This window comes from Rhizobium sp. 01L410, assembly GCF_056400165.1.
The window spans coordinates 200,757-218,595 of record NZ_JBFTST010000001.1; the positions used below are offsets into that span (position 1 = coordinate 200,757).

General features: G+C 62.6%; 17 protein-coding genes. 14 read left to right on the plus strand and 3 right to left on the minus strand.

Annotated elements, in window-relative coordinates:
• The first annotated feature begins 3 nt into the window (after positions 1-3).
• From AC1DV9_RS00915 to derI, 5 genes are all read left to right on the plus strand, one after another.
• On the plus strand, positions 4-936 hold the full coding sequence (locus AC1DV9_RS00915) for a sugar phosphate isomerase/epimerase family protein (RefSeq protein ID WP_477945631.1): 933 nt from the start codon (positions 4-6) through the stop codon (positions 934-936).
• Between the two features lie 72 nt (positions 937-1,008).
• Positions 1,009-1,944 carry a sugar-binding transcriptional regulator gene (locus AC1DV9_RS00920; protein ID WP_112388469.1) on the plus strand — a complete coding sequence of 312 codons (936 nt, stop codon included), beginning with the start codon at positions 1,009-1,011 and terminating at the stop codon, positions 1,942-1,944.
• 100 nt (positions 1,945-2,044) lie between these two features.
• Complete coding sequence (locus AC1DV9_RS00925; RefSeq protein WP_477945632.1) at positions 2,045-2,821, plus strand: DeoR/GlpR family DNA-binding transcription regulator; 777 nt, start codon at positions 2,045-2,047, stop codon at positions 2,819-2,821.
• Positions 2,818-3,588: a triose-phosphate isomerase gene (locus AC1DV9_RS00930; RefSeq protein ID WP_477945633.1), complete on the plus strand. Its 771-nt coding sequence runs from the start codon at positions 2,818-2,820 to the stop codon at positions 3,586-3,588. The genes AC1DV9_RS00925 and AC1DV9_RS00930 overlap by 4 nt, the downstream gene beginning before the upstream one ends.
• 11 nt (positions 3,589-3,599) lie before the next feature.
• Entirely contained in the window at positions 3,600-4,055 is a 456-nt protein-coding gene (gene derI / locus AC1DV9_RS00935) for a D-erythrulose-4-phosphate isomerase (protein ID WP_112388472.1), read from the plus strand.
• 275 nt (positions 4,056-4,330) lie between these two features.
• Here derI and dhaL read toward each other — a convergent pair whose 3' ends face one another.
• From dhaL to AC1DV9_RS00950, 3 genes are read right to left on the minus strand one after another with little or no spacing between them, the layout of a single operon-like run.
• Entirely contained in the window at positions 4,331-4,966 is a 636-nt protein-coding gene (dhaL, locus tag AC1DV9_RS00940) for a dihydroxyacetone kinase subunit DhaL (protein ID WP_477945634.1), read from the minus strand.
• Positions 4,966-5,976: a dihydroxyacetone kinase subunit DhaK gene (locus AC1DV9_RS00945; RefSeq protein WP_477945635.1), complete on the minus strand. Its 1,011-nt coding sequence runs from the start codon at positions 5,974-5,976 to the stop codon at positions 4,966-4,968. Before AC1DV9_RS00945 ends, dhaL begins: the two co-directional genes overlap by 1 nt.
• 52 nt (positions 5,977-6,028) lie before the next feature.
• Entirely contained in the window at positions 6,029-6,733 is a 705-nt protein-coding gene (locus AC1DV9_RS00950) for a transcriptional regulator NanR (RefSeq protein WP_477945637.1), read from the minus strand.
• Positions 6,734-6,918: 185 nt separating this feature from the next.
• Here AC1DV9_RS00950 and oiaX point away from each other — a divergent pair, with 185 nt between their 5' ends.
• The 9 genes from oiaX to apnL all read left to right on the plus strand — a co-directional run bounded on the left by oiaX (position 6,919) and on the right by apnL (position 17,732).
• Positions 6,919-8,175 carry a 3-oxo-isoapionate-4-phosphate decarboxylase OiaX gene (oiaX, locus tag AC1DV9_RS00955; RefSeq protein WP_477946346.1) on the plus strand — a complete coding sequence of 419 codons (1,257 nt, stop codon included), beginning with the start codon at positions 6,919-6,921 and terminating at the stop codon, positions 8,173-8,175.
• Positions 8,176-8,180: 5 nt separating this feature from the next.
• On the plus strand, positions 8,181-9,512 hold the full coding sequence (locus AC1DV9_RS00960; protein WP_477945639.1) for a four-carbon acid sugar kinase family protein: 1,332 nt from the start codon (positions 8,181-8,183) through the stop codon (positions 9,510-9,512).
• A 90-nt stretch (positions 9,513-9,602) separates the two neighbouring features.
• Positions 9,603-10,430: a phosphogluconate dehydrogenase C-terminal domain-containing protein gene (locus AC1DV9_RS00965; RefSeq protein WP_477945640.1), complete on the plus strand. Its 828-nt coding sequence runs from the start codon at positions 9,603-9,605 to the stop codon at positions 10,428-10,430.
• Between the two features lie 140 nt (positions 10,431-10,570).
• Entirely contained in the window at positions 10,571-11,512 is a 942-nt protein-coding gene (locus AC1DV9_RS00970) for a D-ribose ABC transporter substrate-binding protein (protein WP_112388479.1), read from the plus strand.
• Positions 11,513-11,590: 78 nt separating this feature from the next.
• Complete coding sequence (locus AC1DV9_RS00975; protein WP_112596846.1) at positions 11,591-12,235, plus strand: DUF2291 domain-containing protein; 645 nt, start codon at positions 11,591-11,593, stop codon at positions 12,233-12,235.
• Complete coding sequence (locus AC1DV9_RS00980) at positions 12,232-13,782, plus strand: sugar ABC transporter ATP-binding protein (protein WP_477945641.1); 1,551 nt, start codon at positions 12,232-12,234, stop codon at positions 13,780-13,782. Before AC1DV9_RS00975 ends, AC1DV9_RS00980 begins: the two co-directional genes overlap by 4 nt.
• The gene (locus AC1DV9_RS00985) at positions 13,779-14,843 is read left to right on the plus strand and encodes an ABC transporter permease (protein ID WP_477945643.1); all 1,065 of its coding nucleotides are present in this window, start codon (positions 13,779-13,781) and stop codon (positions 14,841-14,843) included. Before AC1DV9_RS00980 ends, AC1DV9_RS00985 begins: the two co-directional genes overlap by 4 nt.
• A 1-nt stretch (position 14,844) precedes the next feature.
• On the plus strand, positions 14,845-15,879 hold the full coding sequence (locus AC1DV9_RS00990) for a Gfo/Idh/MocA family protein (RefSeq protein WP_477945644.1): 1,035 nt from the start codon (positions 14,845-14,847) through the stop codon (positions 15,877-15,879).
• The gene (gene apnL, locus AC1DV9_RS00995) at positions 15,876-17,732 is read left to right on the plus strand and encodes a D-apionate lactonase (RefSeq protein ID WP_477945645.1); all 1,857 of its coding nucleotides are present in this window, start codon (positions 15,876-15,878) and stop codon (positions 17,730-17,732) included. Before AC1DV9_RS00990 ends, apnL begins: the two co-directional genes overlap by 4 nt.
• Positions 17,733-17,839: the final 107 nt, after the last annotated feature.

Genomic DNA, 17,839 nt, shown 5'->3' on the forward strand with positions numbered 1-17,839 from the left:
TCGATGACGCTGACGCTTTCGTTGAACACCAATCCGCTGGTCAACCGCTTCGCGGAGCCCGACGATCTGATCGACACGGTGGCGCGCGACCTGAAGATCCGCGACCTGCAGCTGACCCACGAGTTCATCAATCCAAGCTGGCAAGCGCCCGTGATCCGCCGCCTGACGCGCAGCATGAACACGGCGCTGCGGCGCACCGGCGTTCGCGTCACCTCGGGCATGACCGGCCCCTACGGCCGTCTCAACCATTTCGGCCATCCGGATGCCGAGGTCAGGCGCTACTATATCGACTGGTTCAAGACCTTTGCCGATATCACCGCCGATCTCGGCGGCGATTCCGTCGGCACGCAGTTTGCGATCTTCACCTACAAGGATTTCGACGACCCCGTTCGCCGTGAGGAACTGATCAAGATCGCCATCGACAGCTGGGCCGAGGTCGCCGAGCACGGCCGTGCCGCCGGTCTTTCCTATGTTTTCTGGGAGCCGATGAGCGTCGGCCGCGAGTTCGGCGAGACGATCGCCGCCTGCCTCTCGCTGCAGGAGCGGCTGACGGCGGCGAAAATGGCGATCCCGATGTGGATGATGGCCGATATTGACCATGGTGACGTCACCTCCGCCAACCCCGACGATTTCGATCCCTATGCCTGGGCGCGCGCCGTGCCGCCGGTGTCGCCGATCATCCACATCAAGCAGAGCCTGATGGACAAGGGTGGCCACCGTCCCTTCACCGCTGATTTCAACGCCAGGGGCCGCATTCAGCCGGCGCCGCTGCTGAAGGCCTTTGCCGATGGCGGTGCTGTCAACAACGAGATCTGCCTCGAACTCTCTTTCAAGGAGCGTGAGCCGAACGATCGCGAGGTCATCCCGCAGATCGCCGAAAGCATCGCGTTCTGGTCGCCGTATATCGACACCGGCATCGACGACTTGAACATCTGAGATGGAGAATTTTAAAAGGCAGCACCACGACGCGGCGGAATCGCCACGCAGGACATTCGAAAGGAAGCGGCTGTGACGGATGCCGATGATACGCTTGCCGTACGTGCCGCATGGCTGCATTACGCCGGTGGATTGACCCAGTCGGAGGTCGCCCGGCGCCTCGGTGTGCCCTCGGTCAAGGCGCACCGGCTGATCGCGCGCGCCGTCGCCGATGGCGTGGTGAAAGTCACGATCGACGGCGATATCGTCGAATGCGTCGAGCTCGAATCCCGCCTTTCGGAGCGTTTCGGGCTGCAATATTGCGAAGTGGCACCCGATCTCGGCGAGGAAGGCCTGCCGCTGCGCGCGCTCGGCCATGCCGGCGCCGGATATCTGAAGCGCGAGATCGAGCGGGGCGACAACAAGGTGATCGGCCTCGGTCATGGGCGCACACTGTCGGCGGCCGTCCAGTACATGCCGCGCATCAACGCCAAGGACCTGCGTTTCGTCTCGCTGCTTGGCGGTTTGACGCGGAACTACGGCGCCAATCCTTACGACGTGATGCACCGGATCGCCGAAAAGACCGGGACGCATGCCTATGTGATGCCCGTCCCCTTCTTCGCCAATACCGGCGAGGACCGTAAGGTGCTGAAGGCGCAACGCGCCGTGAAGGAAGTCTTCGACCTCGCCAACAATGCGGATCTCAAGCTCGTCGGCCTTGGAACCGTCGATGCCGAAGCGCAGCTGGTGCTCTCGGGCATGGTCGAGCCCAGCGAAATCCAGGATATCGCCGCGGCCGGTGGCGTCGGCGAAATTCTCGGCCATTTCTTCGATGCCGATGGCCAGGTGCTGGACACGGCGCTGACCGCCCGCACGCTTTCGGCCTCCTTCCCGAAGTCGAAGACCGAACGTCTCGTCGCGCTCGCCGGCGGCCAGTCGAAGGTCGCGGCGATCCGCGCCATCCTCAACAGCCGCCGCCTTTTCGGCCTCATCACCGATGAGAAGACCGCACAGACGCTGTTGCAATAGCCACCAAAGCAACATTATTTGATCGCAAAATCACATCATGTATGTTGCTTATCACGAAATATCCGTTACCTTAACACCATAGACTTGGGTGGAGACCGGAATGAAGCGGGAAGAGCGGCAGCAGCTGATCGTCAATCTGCTCGTCGAAAACAAGACCGTCGATCTCGACGACCTTGCCGATCGCTTCACCGTGTCGAAGATGACTGTTCACCGCGATCTCGACGACCTCGAGCAGGCCGGCGTGCTGCGCAAGGTCCGCGGCGGCGCGACGATCGACGCCGGAACCCAGTTCGAAAGCGATTTCCGCATCCGCGAGCGCCAGGGCGGCGAAGCCAAGATCGCCATGGCGCAGAAGGCATTGGAGCTGGTCGAGCCCGGGATGACCGTGATGGTCAATGACGGGTCGATGGCGGCGGTGCTTGGCGAAATGCTGCTGCAGAAGCGGCCACTGACCGTGATCACCAACAACGCCGCGATCATGGAGCGGCTGAAGAGCGAAAACGGCATCACGCTGATCGCGCTCGGCGGCATCTACTCCGCCAAGTTCAACGCCTATCTCGGCGTCGTCACCGAGGAAGCGCTGTCGAAGCTCAGGGCCGATATCGCCTTCATCTCGACTCCCGCCGTCAGCGGCAGGCTCGCCTATCACATGGATGACAACGCCGTTCGCGCCAAGCGGGCGATGATCGCTTCGGCATCGAGGAGCTGTCTCCTGGTCAACCACGAGCGCATCGGACACACGGCCCTGCACGTGATGGCCGATCTTGCCGGCTTCGACGCCGTGATCACCGACAAGGCGCCCGAAAAGGCCGCCCTCGACGAATTCGAACAGGCGGGCATCTTGCTCACCATCACATCAGAACAGGATCCGACATGACCGAAAAGCCGCGCTTCTGGATCGGCACCAGCTGGAAGATGAACAAGACACTTGCTGAAGCGCAAGCTTTCGCCCGCGGCCTCGAAGCTGCCGATGCGGCGCGCGATCCGCGCATCCAGCGCTTCGTCATCCCGCCCTTCACCGCCGTGCGCGAAGTCAAGGCGATGCTGGCCAAGACATCCGTCAAGGTCGGCGCGCAGAACATGCATTGGGCCGATCAGGGCGCCTGGACCGGCGAGGTCTCGCCGGTGATGCTGAAGGACTGCAATCTCGATATCGTCGAACTTGGCCATTCCGAGCGTCGCGAGCATTTCGGCGAGACCGACGAGACCGTGGGTCTGAAGACCGAAGCGGCCGTCCGCCACGGCCTGATCCCGCTCATCTGCATCGGCGAGACCCTTGCCGACCGCGAAAGCAGCAAGGCTGCGGAGATTCTGGCAACGCAGGTGCGCGGCGCCCTCTCGAAGCTGTCTGCCAGTCAGAGATCGGCCGAGATCCTGCTCGCCTATGAGCCCGTCTGGGCAATTGGCGAACACGGCATTCCGGCGAGCGCCGACTATGCCGACGCCCGCCAGGCCGAAATTATTGCGGTTGCCGAAGAGGTGCTCGGCCGCAAGATCCCTTGCCTCTATGGCGGATCGGTCAATCCGGGAAACTGCGAAGAACTGATCTCGAGCCCGCATATCGACGGGCTCTTCATCGGCCGTTCGGCCTGGAACGTCGAGGGCTATCTCGACATCCTCGCCAAATGCGCCGCCAAACTCTAAGGAGAACGACAATGAAGCTTGCCATTGCAGGAGACAGCGCCGGCGAAGGTCTCGCCAAGGTTCTGGCCGATCATCTGAAGGATCGCTTCGAGGTGCACGAAGTCTCGCGCACCAACGAAGGCGCCGATCCGTTCTACGCCAACCTCTCCGACCGCGTCGCATCCGGCGTCATCGACGGCACCTACGACAAGGCGATCCTCGTCTGCGGCACCGGCATCGGCGTCTGCATCTCGGCCAACAAGGTCCCCGGCATCCGCGCCGCGCTGACCCACGACACCTATTCGGCCGAACGCGCAGCGCTCTCCAATAACGCCCAGATCATCACCATGGGCGCCCGCGTCATCGGCACCGAACTGGCAAAGTCGATCGCCGACGCGTTTCTGGCGCAGACGTTCGACGAGAACGGCCGCTCTGCGGGGAATGTGAAGGCGATGGACGAGCTGGACGCTAAGTACAACGTTCGGTAATTTTGGGGGGCTGTACGTTGTCGAGCCCTACTATGAGTTACGGCAGCCTCCCCTATCTGCGCCCTACACGCTTCCCTCATCCCTGTGCTTGTCACAGGGATCCAGCAGCCGCGCGTCCGCGCGGCGGAGATTTTTACGCTTACTCAAGAATCATTCACGGCGCGGACGCGCCGTGAATGATTCCTGTGACAAGCAGAGGAATGAGGGCAGTGAGGAGGCAACGTCGCAGGACAGCGACACTGCCATTTCACAAAGTCTCGCCAGCGAAGATCCCCTCACCCGAAACTCGCAGCCATCGTCCCGATAATCAGCGCCGCCGACACCGCCCCCGGATCGGCATGCCCAAGCACGCGCTCACCCAACCGCGACGCCCGCCCCTTGGTTGCCAGCATCGATTTCGTCGCCTCCGCACCGGCATTTGCCGCATCCGCAGCCGCCTTCAGGCAGACAGCAAGCGAAGAGCCCTTGGCAAACTCCGCCTCCGCCGCATCCGCAGCAGGACGCCAGGCATCGACCATCGTCTTTTCGCCCGGCACAGCCTTGCCGCGATCCTCGATGCCCTTGGCCATGGCGGCAAACGCCTTCACCATGTCCTCGTCGCCAGCGGACGTCTTGCCCTTCAGCGCCGCACCGGCGCGCATGAAGGCCGTAGCATAAAGCGGTCCCGATGAGGCGCCGACGGCGTTCAGGAACGATTTGGCAGCGAGATTGAAGATCGCGCCGAGATCACTCTCCGCCTCATTGGCGGCGAGGCTGGTCTTAACTGTAGAGAGGCCGAGCTCCATGGTGATGCCATGGTCGGCATCGCCGATGACGCCGTCGAGTTCACTGAGGCGGTCGCGGTTTTCCGTAATGGTCGCGGCGATCGCCGAGAACAGGGCGCGCAGGTCCTGTGCAGTGATCTCAGCCATCAGTGGCCGCTCCTGAACATGGCGCAATCGCAGGGGTGGTCGAGCAGCGATTGCAGCTCATCGTCGAGATGCATGAGGGTCACCGAGGCGCCCATCATGTCGAGCGAGCTGCAATAATTGCCGACGAGCGTCGAGTGGATGACAAGGCCCTCACCATCAAGCCGCTGCTTGACGCGGGCCATCATGATGTAGAGCTCCATTAGCGGCGTGGCGCCGAGGCCGTTGACCAGAACGGCAACGCGGTCACCGCGGGCGGCTTTCATCTCGGGCAAGATCTTGTCGAGCAGATCGTCGGTGATCGCATTGGCGCTTTTCAGCGGGCCGCGCGCTACGCCGGGTTCGCCATGGATGCCCATGCCGATTTCCATCTCGTCGGGGCCGAGCTCGAAATTCGGCTTGCGCGTCTGCGGCAGGGAACAAGGGCCGAGCGCCACCCCCATGGTGAAGGTCCGGTCGTTGGCCTTTCGGGCGGCAGCCTCGCAGGCATCGATATCCATCATCCGGTCGCTGGCGGCACCGGCGATCTTGAAGACGAAGACATTGCCGGCCACGCCGCGGCGGTCGGAGCGACGCTCGCGCGGTGCGGACGCCACGTCGTCGGTCGTCAGCACGGTGCGCACTTCGATATCGTCCATCGCCGCCATCTCGGCAGCCATGTCGAAATTCATGACGTCGCCGGCATAGTTGCCATACATGAAGAGCACGCCGGCGCCGCCATCGACGGCCTTGGCGCATTCGAGAATCGGGTCCGGCGGCGGCGAGGCGAAGACATTGCCGATCGCCGCGCTATCGGCGAGACCGCGCCCGACAAAGCCGACGAAGCTCGGTTCATGACCGGAGCCGCCACCGATCACCAAGCCGACCTTGCCTTGACGCGGACCATCGACTGCGACAACCGAGCGGGTGGTGCCCTCGATCAGCTTGAGATGATTGGGATGGGCAGCCAGCATGCCCGCCAGCATTTCGTCGACGGCGTCGGCGCCGTTGTTGATGATTTTCTTGACCGTCATCGATCCTCCTTCGATGCATGCAGCCGCCCCTCTTCCCAGGCGGCAGGCACACCTATTTCGTATAGAGCGCCCGTGAGCGCTCAAGATGCTTCAGCACCGCCGATTCTGCACCATCGGCATCGCGCGCCGCAAGACGCTCGACGATCTCTTCGTGCTCGACCAGCGTGAATTTTTCCTTGCCGGTCCAGATCAGCATTTCCGTATGATATTCGCGCAGCCACGCCAGCATTGCCTCGCTGACGGCGGCAAAGATCGGGTTGCCGGAGATCTGCGCGATGCGGGTGTGAAACTGCATGTCGGCGGAGATGAAATCCTCAGCGTTTCCAAGCGACTCGCGCTGGCGGTTGATGATCGTTTTCAGCGCCTCGATATCGGCTGACGTCGCGCGCTGCGCCGCTTCCCGCGCCATGCCGCGCTCGAAGAAGATACGGGCGCTCTTCAGGTTTTCGAGACTGTCGTTGGATTGCGACAGCATGATCTTCGCCGTCAGGTCCACCTGCCGGAAGATCGACTGCGCCGTCAGTTTCAGCACCTTGGCGCGTTCGCCATGGGAAATGTTGACGAGGCCCATGCCTGCCAGCGACTGCATCGCCTCTCGGATCGCCGGGCGGCCGACGCCGAAGCGTTCCATCAGCACGCGCTCGGAGGGCATCTCGTCACCGGGCTTCAGTTCGCCCGAGGTGATCATGCGTTCGAGCCTGTCGAAAACCTCGTCGGAGAGCTTCCGGCGAACGATCTGCTCGATTGGTTGGGTCATGATGTCTCGCTGGCTCAGAATTGCCTCCCCATAGCATTTTGCGCGGCGGCGACAAAGGCCGCGATACGATCATTCGGCAGCGCTCGAAAAATTTTCCATTTGCGAAATTGGAATACTCATTATACCAGTTAGGCAATGATTGCCAAGATGCTGGGCTTGGCCTGAGGAGCATTAAAGACGTGAGCATGATCACCCTTACCTACCGCATCGAAACGGCGGGCAGCGTCGAAGCTATGGCCGACAAGATCGCTTCGGATCAGTCGACAGGGACCTTTGTGCCTGTTCCAGGCGAGACGGAAGAGCTGAAGGCGCGCGTGGCCGCCCGCGTGCTGGCGATCCGCCCTCTCGAGGATGCGAAGACGCCCGGCTGGCCGGAAGTTGCCGAAGATCACGGACCGCTCAAGCGCGCCGATGTCGATATCGCCTTCCCGCTCGATGCCATCGGCACGGATCTTTCGGCGTTGATGACGATTGCCATCGGCGGCGTCTATTCGATCAAGGGGATGACAGGCATCCGCATCGTCGATCTGAAGCTGCCGGCGGAATTCAAGGGCGCCCATCCGGGGCCGCAGTTCGGCGTTACAGGCAGCCGCAAGCTGACGGGCGTCGAGGGTCGCCCGATCATCGGCACCATCGTCAAACCGGCGCTGGGCCTGCGTCCGCATGAAACGGCGGAACTCGTCGGCGAACTGATCGCATCAGGCGTCGATTTCATCAAGGACGACGAGAAGCTGATGAGCCCGGCCTATTCGCCGCTCAAGGATCGCGTCGCCGCGATCATGCCGCTGATCCTCGATCACGAGCAGAAGACCGGCAAGAAGGTGATGTATGCCTTCGGCATCTCGCACGCAGATCCGGACGAGATGATGCGCAACCACGATCTTGTCCTCAAGGCGGGCGGCAATTGCGCCGTCGTCAATATCAATTCGGTCGGCTTCGGCGGCATGAGCTTTTTACGCAAGCGCTCCGGACTGGTGCTCCACGCCCACCGCAACGGCTGGGATATCCTGACCCGCAACCCGGCCACCGGCTTGGATTTCAAGGTCTATCAGCAATTCTGGCGCCTGCTCGGCGTCGATCAGTTCCAGATCAACGGTATCCGCGTCAAATACTGGGAGCCGGACGAAAGCTTCGTCGAATCCTTCAAGGCGGTGAGCACGCCGCTCTTCGATGAAACGGATTGCCCGCTTCCCGTCGCCGGATCCGGCCAGTGGGGCGGCCAGGCACCGGAGACTTACCAGCGCACCGGGCGCACCACCGACCTCCTCTATCTCTGCGGCGGTGGTATCGTCAGCCATCCGGGCGGCCCGGCAGCCGGTGTGCGCGCCGTGCAGCAGGCCTGGCAGGCGGCGGCCGCTGACATCCCGCTTGAGACCTATGCCAAGGACCATCCGGAGTTGGCCGCCTCGATCGCCAAATTCGCTGACGGCAAGGGCGCGTGACTGCCATGTCCGAGCTGCTTCTCAGCTATTACGGCGACGATTTTACCGGCTCCACCGATGTCATGGAGGCGCTCGCCTCCAACGGTGTGAAGACAGCGCTGTTTCTCGGCATTCCAAGCGCTGAGACGCTCGCCAAATTTTCAGACTGCCAGGCGATCGGCATTGCCGGAACGAGCCGTAGCCAGACGCCGGAGTGGATGACGGACAATCTTACGCCCGCCTTCGCATGGCTGAAGGGGCTCGATGCGGCGATCTGCCATTACAAGGTTTGCTCGACCTTCGACTCCAGCCCCCGCATCGGCAATATCGGCAAGGCGATCGAGATCGGCCGCGAGATTTTTGCGCAGGATTGCGTGCCCGTCATTGTCGGCGCACCGCAGCTGAAGCGCTACACGGCTTTCGGCCATCTCTTCGCCGCCTATCAGGGCAAGGTCTACCGCATCGACCGCCATCCGGTGATGAGCCGCCATCCGGTGACACCGATGGCCGAGGCGGACCTGACGATCCATCTTGCCGCGCAGACTGACCTGCCGATCCGGCTTGCTGATTTGGCAATGACGGCGGCTGATGCCGCATCCGCTATCGACGCGCTGCTGGCCGACAAGCCTGGCATCCTGTTGATCGATGTCGATGGACCCGCATCGCAGACTGTTGCAGGCGAACAGGTCTGGCGCCTTCGCGGTGGCGATGGTCTCTTCGTCGCAGGTTCATCCGGCATTCAATACGCGCTGCTGCATGCCTGGGAGCGCGAGGGGCTGACCTCCGGCAAGATCGAATTCCCGGCTCCGGGCGCTGTGGATCGCCTCGCGGTCGTCTCGGGCAGCGTATCGCCGACGACCGAGCGGCAGATCCGCAATGCGACGGAGAATGGTTTCGACGGCATTCCGCTCGATCCGCTGGCGCTTGTCGGCGAGAGCGGCGATGCGGCGATCGAGGCGGCTGTCGCGTCGGGTACTGAAATACTGAAATCCGGCCGCAGCGTCATCCTGCATACCGCGCTCGGCCCCTCGGCCGACCGCGGCAGCGAGATCGACCGAATTCCCGAAGCCCGCAATCGCCTGGGTGCCTGCCTCGGCACCATCCTGCGCCGCCTGATCGAAGCCGAACAACTGACGCGGGCGGTCATCGCCGGTGGCGATACGTCGAGCCATGCCTTGAGCGAATTGCGCGTCGAGGCACTGACGACGCTGCTGCCTCTGCCGCAGACGCCGGGTTCGCCGCTCTGCACCGCCCACGGCTCCTATGCCGCAACGAACGGCCTGCAAATCGCGCTGAAAGGCGGACAGGTCGGATCCGACGGTTATTTCGCGCAGATCCGCGATGGGCGCCGCGTGTAGGATCATCAAATTCTTGGGATCAACTGTTATGGTGATTGACTCATCATACCAGTTAAGTTAGTTGATAGAAAAATCGAAAGGCGAGGAAACATGACTTCAATTGCCCTCTTCGGCGCCGGCGGCAAAATGGGCTACCGGCTCGCCAAAAATCTCAAAGGCTCGCGTTTCGATGTTCGTCACGTCGAGGTCAGCGACGGCGGCAAAGCGCGCCTCAAGAACGATCTCGGCATCGATTGCGTCGGTCCGGATGAAGGTCTTGCCGGTGCTGACGTCGTCATTCTCGCTGTTCCCGACACGGCGATCGGCAAGGTTGCCGCCGGCATCGCCGAAAAGCTGAAGCCGGGCACGATGGTCGTCGCGCTCGACGCTGCGGCACCCTTTGCCGGACATCTGCCGGAGCGCGCCGATCTCACCTATTTCGTGACGCATCCCTGCCATCCACCGATCTTCAACGACGAGACCGACATGCAGGCGAAGAAGGATCACTTCGGCGGTCTTTTTGCCAAGCAGCATATCGTCTCTGCTCTGATGCAGGGTCCGGAAGCCGCCTACGATCTCGGCGAAGAAATCGCCAAGGTTATCTGGGCGCCGGTCATGCGCTCGCACCGCGTCACCGTCGATCAGATGGCGATGCTCGAGCCGGGTCTCTCCGAAACCGTTTGCGCCTCGCTGCTCGTCGTCATGCGTCAGGCTATGGACGAATGCGTTGCCCGCGGCGTTCCGGCGGAAGCTGCCCGCGACTTCCTGCTCGGCCACATGAACGTGCTCGGCGCCGTCATCTTCAAGGAAGTCGACGGCGTGTTCTCGGATGCCTGCAACAAGGCGATCGAGTTCGGCATCCCCGCGCTGATGCGCGACGACTGGAAGAAAGTCTTCGAACCTCAGGAGATCGCCGAAAGCATCCGGCGCATCACCTGACAATGCCGCGGCGGGGTTTACGCCCTGCCGCTTCGCCGGCCCGGTGGGGAGTCCAAGAGACGGTCCGGCAATGAATATCGCATGAATTCTGGTTGGGCCGGGGTGGCCCGGCCCATGCGTCAAACTCGGGAGGAGAAACCATGACTTTTACACGCAGACTGACCCTTGCGGCCTTCGCCGGTGCCCTTTCGCTCGGCGTTGCCATGCCGGCATTTTCGGCTGATCTGATCGCCATCATCACGCCGGCTCACGACAACCCGTTCTTCAAGGCTGAAGCCGTCGGCGCCGAAGCCAAGGCCAAGGAACTCGGCTACGAAGCGCTCGTCATGACCCATGACGACGATGCCAACAAGCAGTCGGAAATGATCGACACGGCCATCGGCCGCGGCGCCAAGGCCATCATTCTCGACAACGCCGGTGCCGACGCCTCCGTCGCCGCAGTCAAGAAGGCCAAGGATGCAGGCATCCCCTCCTTCCTCATCGACCGCGAAATCAACGCCACCGGTGTTGCCGTCGCCCAGATCGTGTCCAACAACTACCAGGGTGCCCAGCTCGGCGCGCAGGAATTCGTCAAGCTGATGGGCGAGAAGGGCAACTATGTCGAGCTCGTCGGCAAGGAATCCGACACCAATGCCGGCATCCGCTCGCAGGGCTATCATGACGTCATCGACGACTATCCGGATCTGAAGAGCGTTGCCAAGCAGTCGGCCAACTGGAGCCAGACCGAAGCCTACGCCAAGATGGAAACGATCCTGCAGGCAAACCCTGACATCAAGGGCGTCATCTCCGGCAACGACACGATGGCCATGGGCGCGATCGCCGCTCTCCAGGCTGCCGGCCGCAAGGACGTGATCGTCGTTGGCTTCGACGGTTCGAACGACGTTCGCGACTCGATCAAGGCTGGCGGTATCAAGGCCACTGTTCTTCAGCCGGCATATGCGCAGGCCCAGATGGCCGTCGAGCAGGCTGATGCCTACATCAAGAACAAGACGCTGCCGAAGGAAGAAAAGCAGCTGATGGATTGCGTTCTGATCAACGCCGACAACGCTTCCAAGCTCGAAACCTTCGCGATTTCGAAGTAACCGGCATAAAACACACCGCAGAGGGTCCGGGAAGCCGCGCCCTCTGCGGCCTATTTCACGAAATTCGAGGTTCACAGCATGTTGAGGATCAGGGGCGCCCTGATCGCCGCTCTCGTGGCGGCGGCATTGCCAGGCTGCAAGATCATCAAGACGCCGACTGCCGAGGAAAAGGCAGCCGCGGCCGCAAAGACCGCGTTCGATCCGAATGCCAAGGTCGAGGCCATCTGGCAGTCGCAGGCTGTTCCCTATTATCAGAAGCGCGCGGGTGAGCTGAAGGACGTCGTGGCCGCTGTTGCCGCAGGCCCCGATCAGGCCGGCGAGAAATACGGCAATCCGAAGAAGCAGGCGAGCGCGCCCTGGACCTATGCGGTGAAATTCACCGGCAAGGTCGTGGCTGCGGACACGCAATCGCGCGCCGCGACGCTCGACGTCGATGCCGATGGCGACGGCAAGGCGGATGCCAAGGTGCAGATCGGCCCGGCGCTGCGCGGCACCGCGCTGCGCGACACGCTCGATTTCGTCAATTTCAACGAATTCAAGAACCAGATCGAATGGGCCCAGTTCGGCAAGGCCTTCAACGAGAAGGCCAATACCGCCTTCCTGTCGGCCCTGCCGCGAGACGGCATAACCGGCAAGACGGTCACGGTCGTCGGTGCCTTCCCGCTGCCATCGGGGAGCGACCTGCCGCTGGTCACCCCTTCTGAGCTGACGGTGGCGCCATGACCGTTGACGCTGCCAAGGACGATATCATCCTGCGCCTCGACGATGTCTCGAAGGTCTATTCGGGCATCGTCGCCGTCAAGCGCGCCAATCTCGAGCTGCGCCGCGGCGCCGTCAACGTTCTCGTCGGCGAGAATGGCGCCGGCAAGTCGACGCTGATGAAGATCATCGCCGGTGTTGAGCGCCCGACACTCGGCAAGATCATTCTGGATGGCAAGCAGGTCTCGTTCGACAGCCCGGCCGATGCGCAGGCACACGGCATCGGCATGATCTTCCAGGAACTCAATCTCTTCGCCAACATGACGGTTGCCGAGAACATCTTTGCCACCCGCGAAATCACCCGCGGCGTGCTGGGGATCGATCACAAGGCGCAGGTGGAAAAGGCCAACGGCTTCCTGAAGCGCCTCGACGCCGGGATCGACGCCGAAACCATGGTCGAAGACCTGCCGATCGGCCAGCAGCAGCTGGTGGAGATCGCCAAGGCCATGTCGCTCGATGCCCGTATCCTGATCATGGATGAGCCGACCTCGGCGCTCTCGGCTGCCGAAGTGGAGATCCTTTTCAAGGTCATCGCCGAACTGAAGGCGCAGGGTGTTGCGATCGTCTATATCTCGCACCGGCTGGAAGAGTTGATGCGGATCGGCGACTACATCACCGTGCTGCGCGACGGCCAGATCACCGGCCAGGCGATGGTGAAGGATATCGACACCCGCTGGATCGTCCGCTCGATGATCGGTTCGGATGCCAAGGACTTCGCCAAGGCAGACAATCATGCGTTGGGCGGCGAAATGTTCCGCGCCGAAGACATCAGTCTGCCGCGCCCGACCGGCGGGCTTGCCGTCGATCACGTCTCGCTCTCGGTCAAGTCGGGCGAAATTCTCGGCATCTACGGCCTGATGGGCGCCGGGCGCAGCGAATTCTTCGAATGCGTCATCGGCCGCCACATGCATTCCACCGGCAAGATCTTCATCGACGGCCAGGAAGTCCGCGCCCGCGACACGACCCGTCGCATCCGCCGCGGCCTGGCGCTGATCCCTGAGGATCGTCAGCGCGAGGGCCTGGTGCAGGTTCTGTCGATCGCCAGCAATCTGACGCTCGCCAGCCTCGGCCGCTTCGCCCGCTTCTTCCATATCAGCGCATCGGCGGAGAAGAATGCGATCCGCGAAGCCATCAAGAACCTCTCGATCAAGGCGCCCAACCCGGATTTTGAGGTCACCTCGATGTCGGGCGGTAACCAGCAGAAGGTGGTCATCGGCAAGGCGCTGATGACCAATCCGAAGGTCCTCCTGATGGACGAGCCGAGCCGCGGCATCGATGTCGGCGCCAAGGCCGACGTCTTCCGCACCATGCGGCGGCTGGCGGCCAACGGGCTTGCCATCTTGTTTTCGACTTCTGACCTCGAAGAGGTCATGGCGCTTTCCGATCGCATCGCGGTCCTGAGCAACGGACGGCTGATCGCCGTCTTCGATCGCAGCGAAGCGACGGAAGATGCCATCATCGCGGCTTCGGCCAAGGGACACGGACAGCAGACAGGGAAACTCGCGTCATGACGGCGGCTACCACGACTACCACAGCGCCGAAGGGCGCCAACGGCTCCGCACTTCTGACGCTGATGAAGCTCAGAACCTTCATCGCGCTGTTTGCCGTCATCATCTTCTTTGCGATCTTCGCGCCGAATTTCACCTCGACGGCGAACATGATCCTGATGTCGAAGCATGTGGCGCTGAACGCCTTCCTCGCCATGGGCATGACCTTCGTCATCATTACCGGCGGCATCGACCTTTCGGTCGGCTCGATCGTCGGCCTCTGCGGCATGGTCGCCGGCGGCCTGATCCTCTACGGGATCGAGCTCCCGATCGGCTATACGATCTTCTTCAACCTCTTCGAGATCGTGCTGATCACGCTCGCCGTCGGCCTTGCCATCGGCCTGATCAACGGGCTGCTGATCACCAAGCTCAATGTCGCGCCGTTCATCGCGACGCTCGGCACGCTCTATATCGCCCGCGGCCTGGCGCTGCTCTCCTCGGACGGCCAGACCTTCCCGAACCTCGTCGGTCGCCCGGAATACGCGACGACCGGCTTCGACTTCTTCGGTGCCGGCCGCATCCTCGGCCTGCCGGTGTCGATCTGGATCCTGATCGTGCTGGCGCTCGTTGCCGCCTATGTGGCGCGCTCCACGCCGATCGGCCGCCACATCTTCGCCGTCGGCGGCAATGAGCGGGCGGCGCGCATGTCTGGCATCCGGGTCGATCTCGTGAAGATCTTCGTCTACATGTTCTCCGGTCTGTGCGCCGCGATCGTCGGGGTGGTCATCTCCTCCGAACTGATGGCAGCGCATCCGGCGACCGGCGAAAGCTTCGAACTGAACGCCATCGCGGCGGCCGTTCTCGGCGGCACCTCGATGTCGGGCGGCCGCGGCACGATCGGCGGCACGATCATCGGCGCCTTCGTCATCGGCATTCTATCGGACGGACTGGTGATGATGGGCGTGTCGTCCTTCTGGCAAATGGTCATCAAGGGCCTCGTCATCATCATCGCCGTCGTCGTCGATCAGGCACAGCGCCGCCTGCAGCAGCGCGTTACCCTCATGCAGATGGCAAAGGCAGGTTGAAATGACGGAATTGAAGGGTGCCCTGATCGGTTGCGGTTTCTTCGCGGTCAACCAGATGCATGCCTGGCGCGAAGTCGAGGGCGCCGGGATCGTGGCGATCTGCGACCGCGATCCGGCCCGCCTGAAGGCTGTCGGCGACCAGTTCGGCATCGAACGGCGCTATGCGGATGCGGCCGAACTCTTCGCCGCCGGCGGCTTCGATTTCGTCGATATCGCCACCACGGTTCCGAGCCACCGCCCGCTGGTGGAAATGGCCGCCAGCCACAAAATCCCGGTCATCTGCCAGAAGCCCTTCGCAAAGTCGCTGGCAGACGCGAAAGCCATGGTAGCGGCTTGCCGCGAAGCGGGCATTCCACTGATGGTGCATGAGAATTTCCGCTGGCAGACGCCGATCCAGGCGGTGCGCCGGCTGCTCGACAGCAAGGCGATCGGCACGCCCTTCTGGGGCCGCTTCTCCTTCCGTTCCGGCTATGACGTCTTCTCCGGCCAGCCTTATCTTGCGGAGGGCGAGCGCTTCATCATCGAAGATCTCGGCATTCATACGCTGGATATCGCTCGCTTCATCTTGGGCGACGTCAAGACGCTGACCGCGCGCACCAAGCGGGTGAACCCCAAGATCAAGGGCGAGGACGTCGCGACGATCCTGCTCGATCACGAAAGCGGCGCGACCTCTGTCGTCGATGTCAGCTATGCAACGAGGCTCGGTACCGAGAATTTCCCGGAAACGCTGATCGAACTCGATGGCACCGATGGCACGATCCGGCTGTCGGCAGGCTATCGCCTCGAGGTCACCAACGCGGCCGGTACCGTCGTCTCCGACGCCTCGCCGCAGCTGCTTTCCTGGGCCTCGCGCCCCTGGCACAATATTCAGGAAAGCGTCTATGCGATCCAGGAACACTGGGTCGAGCGTCTCAAAAACGGCGGCGAGCCTGCGACTTCCGGCGCCGACAACCTGAAGACCTTCGCGCTGGTCGAGGCCGCCTATGAAAGTGCGGCCTCCGGCAAGACTGTCGATATCGAGACGATGCTCGGATGACATCGGAAACCTTCGCCCTCTATGGTACGCACGAGGCCGAAGAGCAGCCGGTGACGCTTTCCGCCGGGCGGCTTTCCGCCGATCTCGCAAACGGCAATCTGCGAACGATCCGCTACAATGGTATCGAGGTGCTGCGGGCCGTTTCCTATCTCGTGCGCGATCGCGACTGGGGTACCTACAGCCCGCGCATCGACGATCTGACCATAGAACAGGGCGATGGCCGCTTTGCCGTTCGCTATACCGCCCATTGCGCCGGCCCTGATGGAAGCACGCTCGCCATCGCCGTACGAATTGCCGCTACGGAAACCGAACTGACATTCGAGGCCGATGCGCTTTCGGCGACCGGCTTCGAAACCAACCGTTGCGGCTTCTGCATCCTGCATCCGATCGTCGGCGTGGCCGGAGCTCCGGTCAGGGTCGAAGACGTCGATGGCCACGTGGCAGACACGGTCTTTCCTGAACTGATCGATCCCTGGCAGCCCTTCAAGGATATGCGATCCATCACGCATGCCGTTGCCGAAGGCATCCTGGCAAAATGCCTGATGGAGGGCGACACGTTCGAAATGGAGGACCAGCGCAACTGGTCCGACGCGTCCTATAAAACCTACGTGCGCCCGCTGGCGCTTCCCTGGCCTTACCGGATCGGTGCGGGCGAACCGGTGCGCCAGCGCATCGTGCTGACGATCGACGACCGCCGCAAGGGTTTCGCATCGGCGAAAACGGCGCAGCGGGTGGTCGAGATCAGGAAGGGTGACCGGTCAGGCACCATGCCGCCGATCGGCATCGTCGTGACACCTGAAGAAGCCCGCGCCACATTGGCGGCGAAAGAGATGCTGGACGAGATCGCGCCGCAGCATCTGCTCTTTCATTTCGATCCGCTTGCCGGGCATGGACGCGCGGTGCTCGACGACTTCGCGGCAATCGCGAGAGGCCATCGGGGCTCGGCGGCGATCGAAATCGCCTTGCCCTGCGTCAGGTCACCGGCGGAAGAAGCACGCGACATCGCGGCGCTGATGAAGGCGGCACATTTCTCACCCGACGCGATCGTCGTCTCCCCCTCCGTCGATCGCCAATCGACGCCGCCGGGCAGCAAGTGGCCGGAATGCCCGCCGCTGGAAGAAGTCTATGCGGCGGCACGTGCCGCATTCGGCGAGGTGAGCCTCGGCGGCGGCATGCTCAGCTATTTCACCGAGCTCAACCGCAAACGCGTGCCGGCCTGGCACCTGGATTTCGTCACCCATTGCACCAACCCGATCGTGCATGCGGCGGACGACCTGAGCGTCATGCAGACGTTGGAGGCATTGCCTTTCATCACCCGCTCGGTGCGGGCGATCTATGGCAGCAAGCCGTACCGGATCGGCCCTTCCACCATTCCCATGCGCCAGAACCCCTATGGCAGCCGGACGATGGACAACCCAGGCCATGCCCGCATTCCGATGGCCAACAGCGATCCGCGCCAGAATGGCCGTTTCGCCGAAGCCTTCGCTTTTGCCTACGGGATTCAGGTGGCCGATGCTGGCCTGGAATGTCTGACGCTTTCGGCGCTGACGGGACCTTTCGGTCTGATTGCCGGAGACGGCGAGCCGTCACCACCCGGTTCGCCGCGACCACTCTTCAACACGGTCAAAGCCTTGGCCGGCATGGCCGGCTACAGCTGGCGCGAATGCCGGTCGGCAGTGCCGTCAGATGTTCTGGCATTGCTGGCGCAGGACGCTAGCGTGCAGTCGCTGTGCCTCGTCAACATCACGCCGCGTGTTCAGGAAGCCGCTGTCGGAAGCTTCTATCCCGCAGGCGGTGGACAGGGTCTGATCAGACTTGCGCCCTATTCCGTGGAGCGCGTCCGCCTGCCCTGATGGTACCCATTCGCGCATGCGACGGCATGCTGCGTTTGACGCGGATTTCTTCCTTGGCCATCTGCAGAAGATAGGCCAGGAGCTCTGAACCCTCGGCCCTGGCAAGT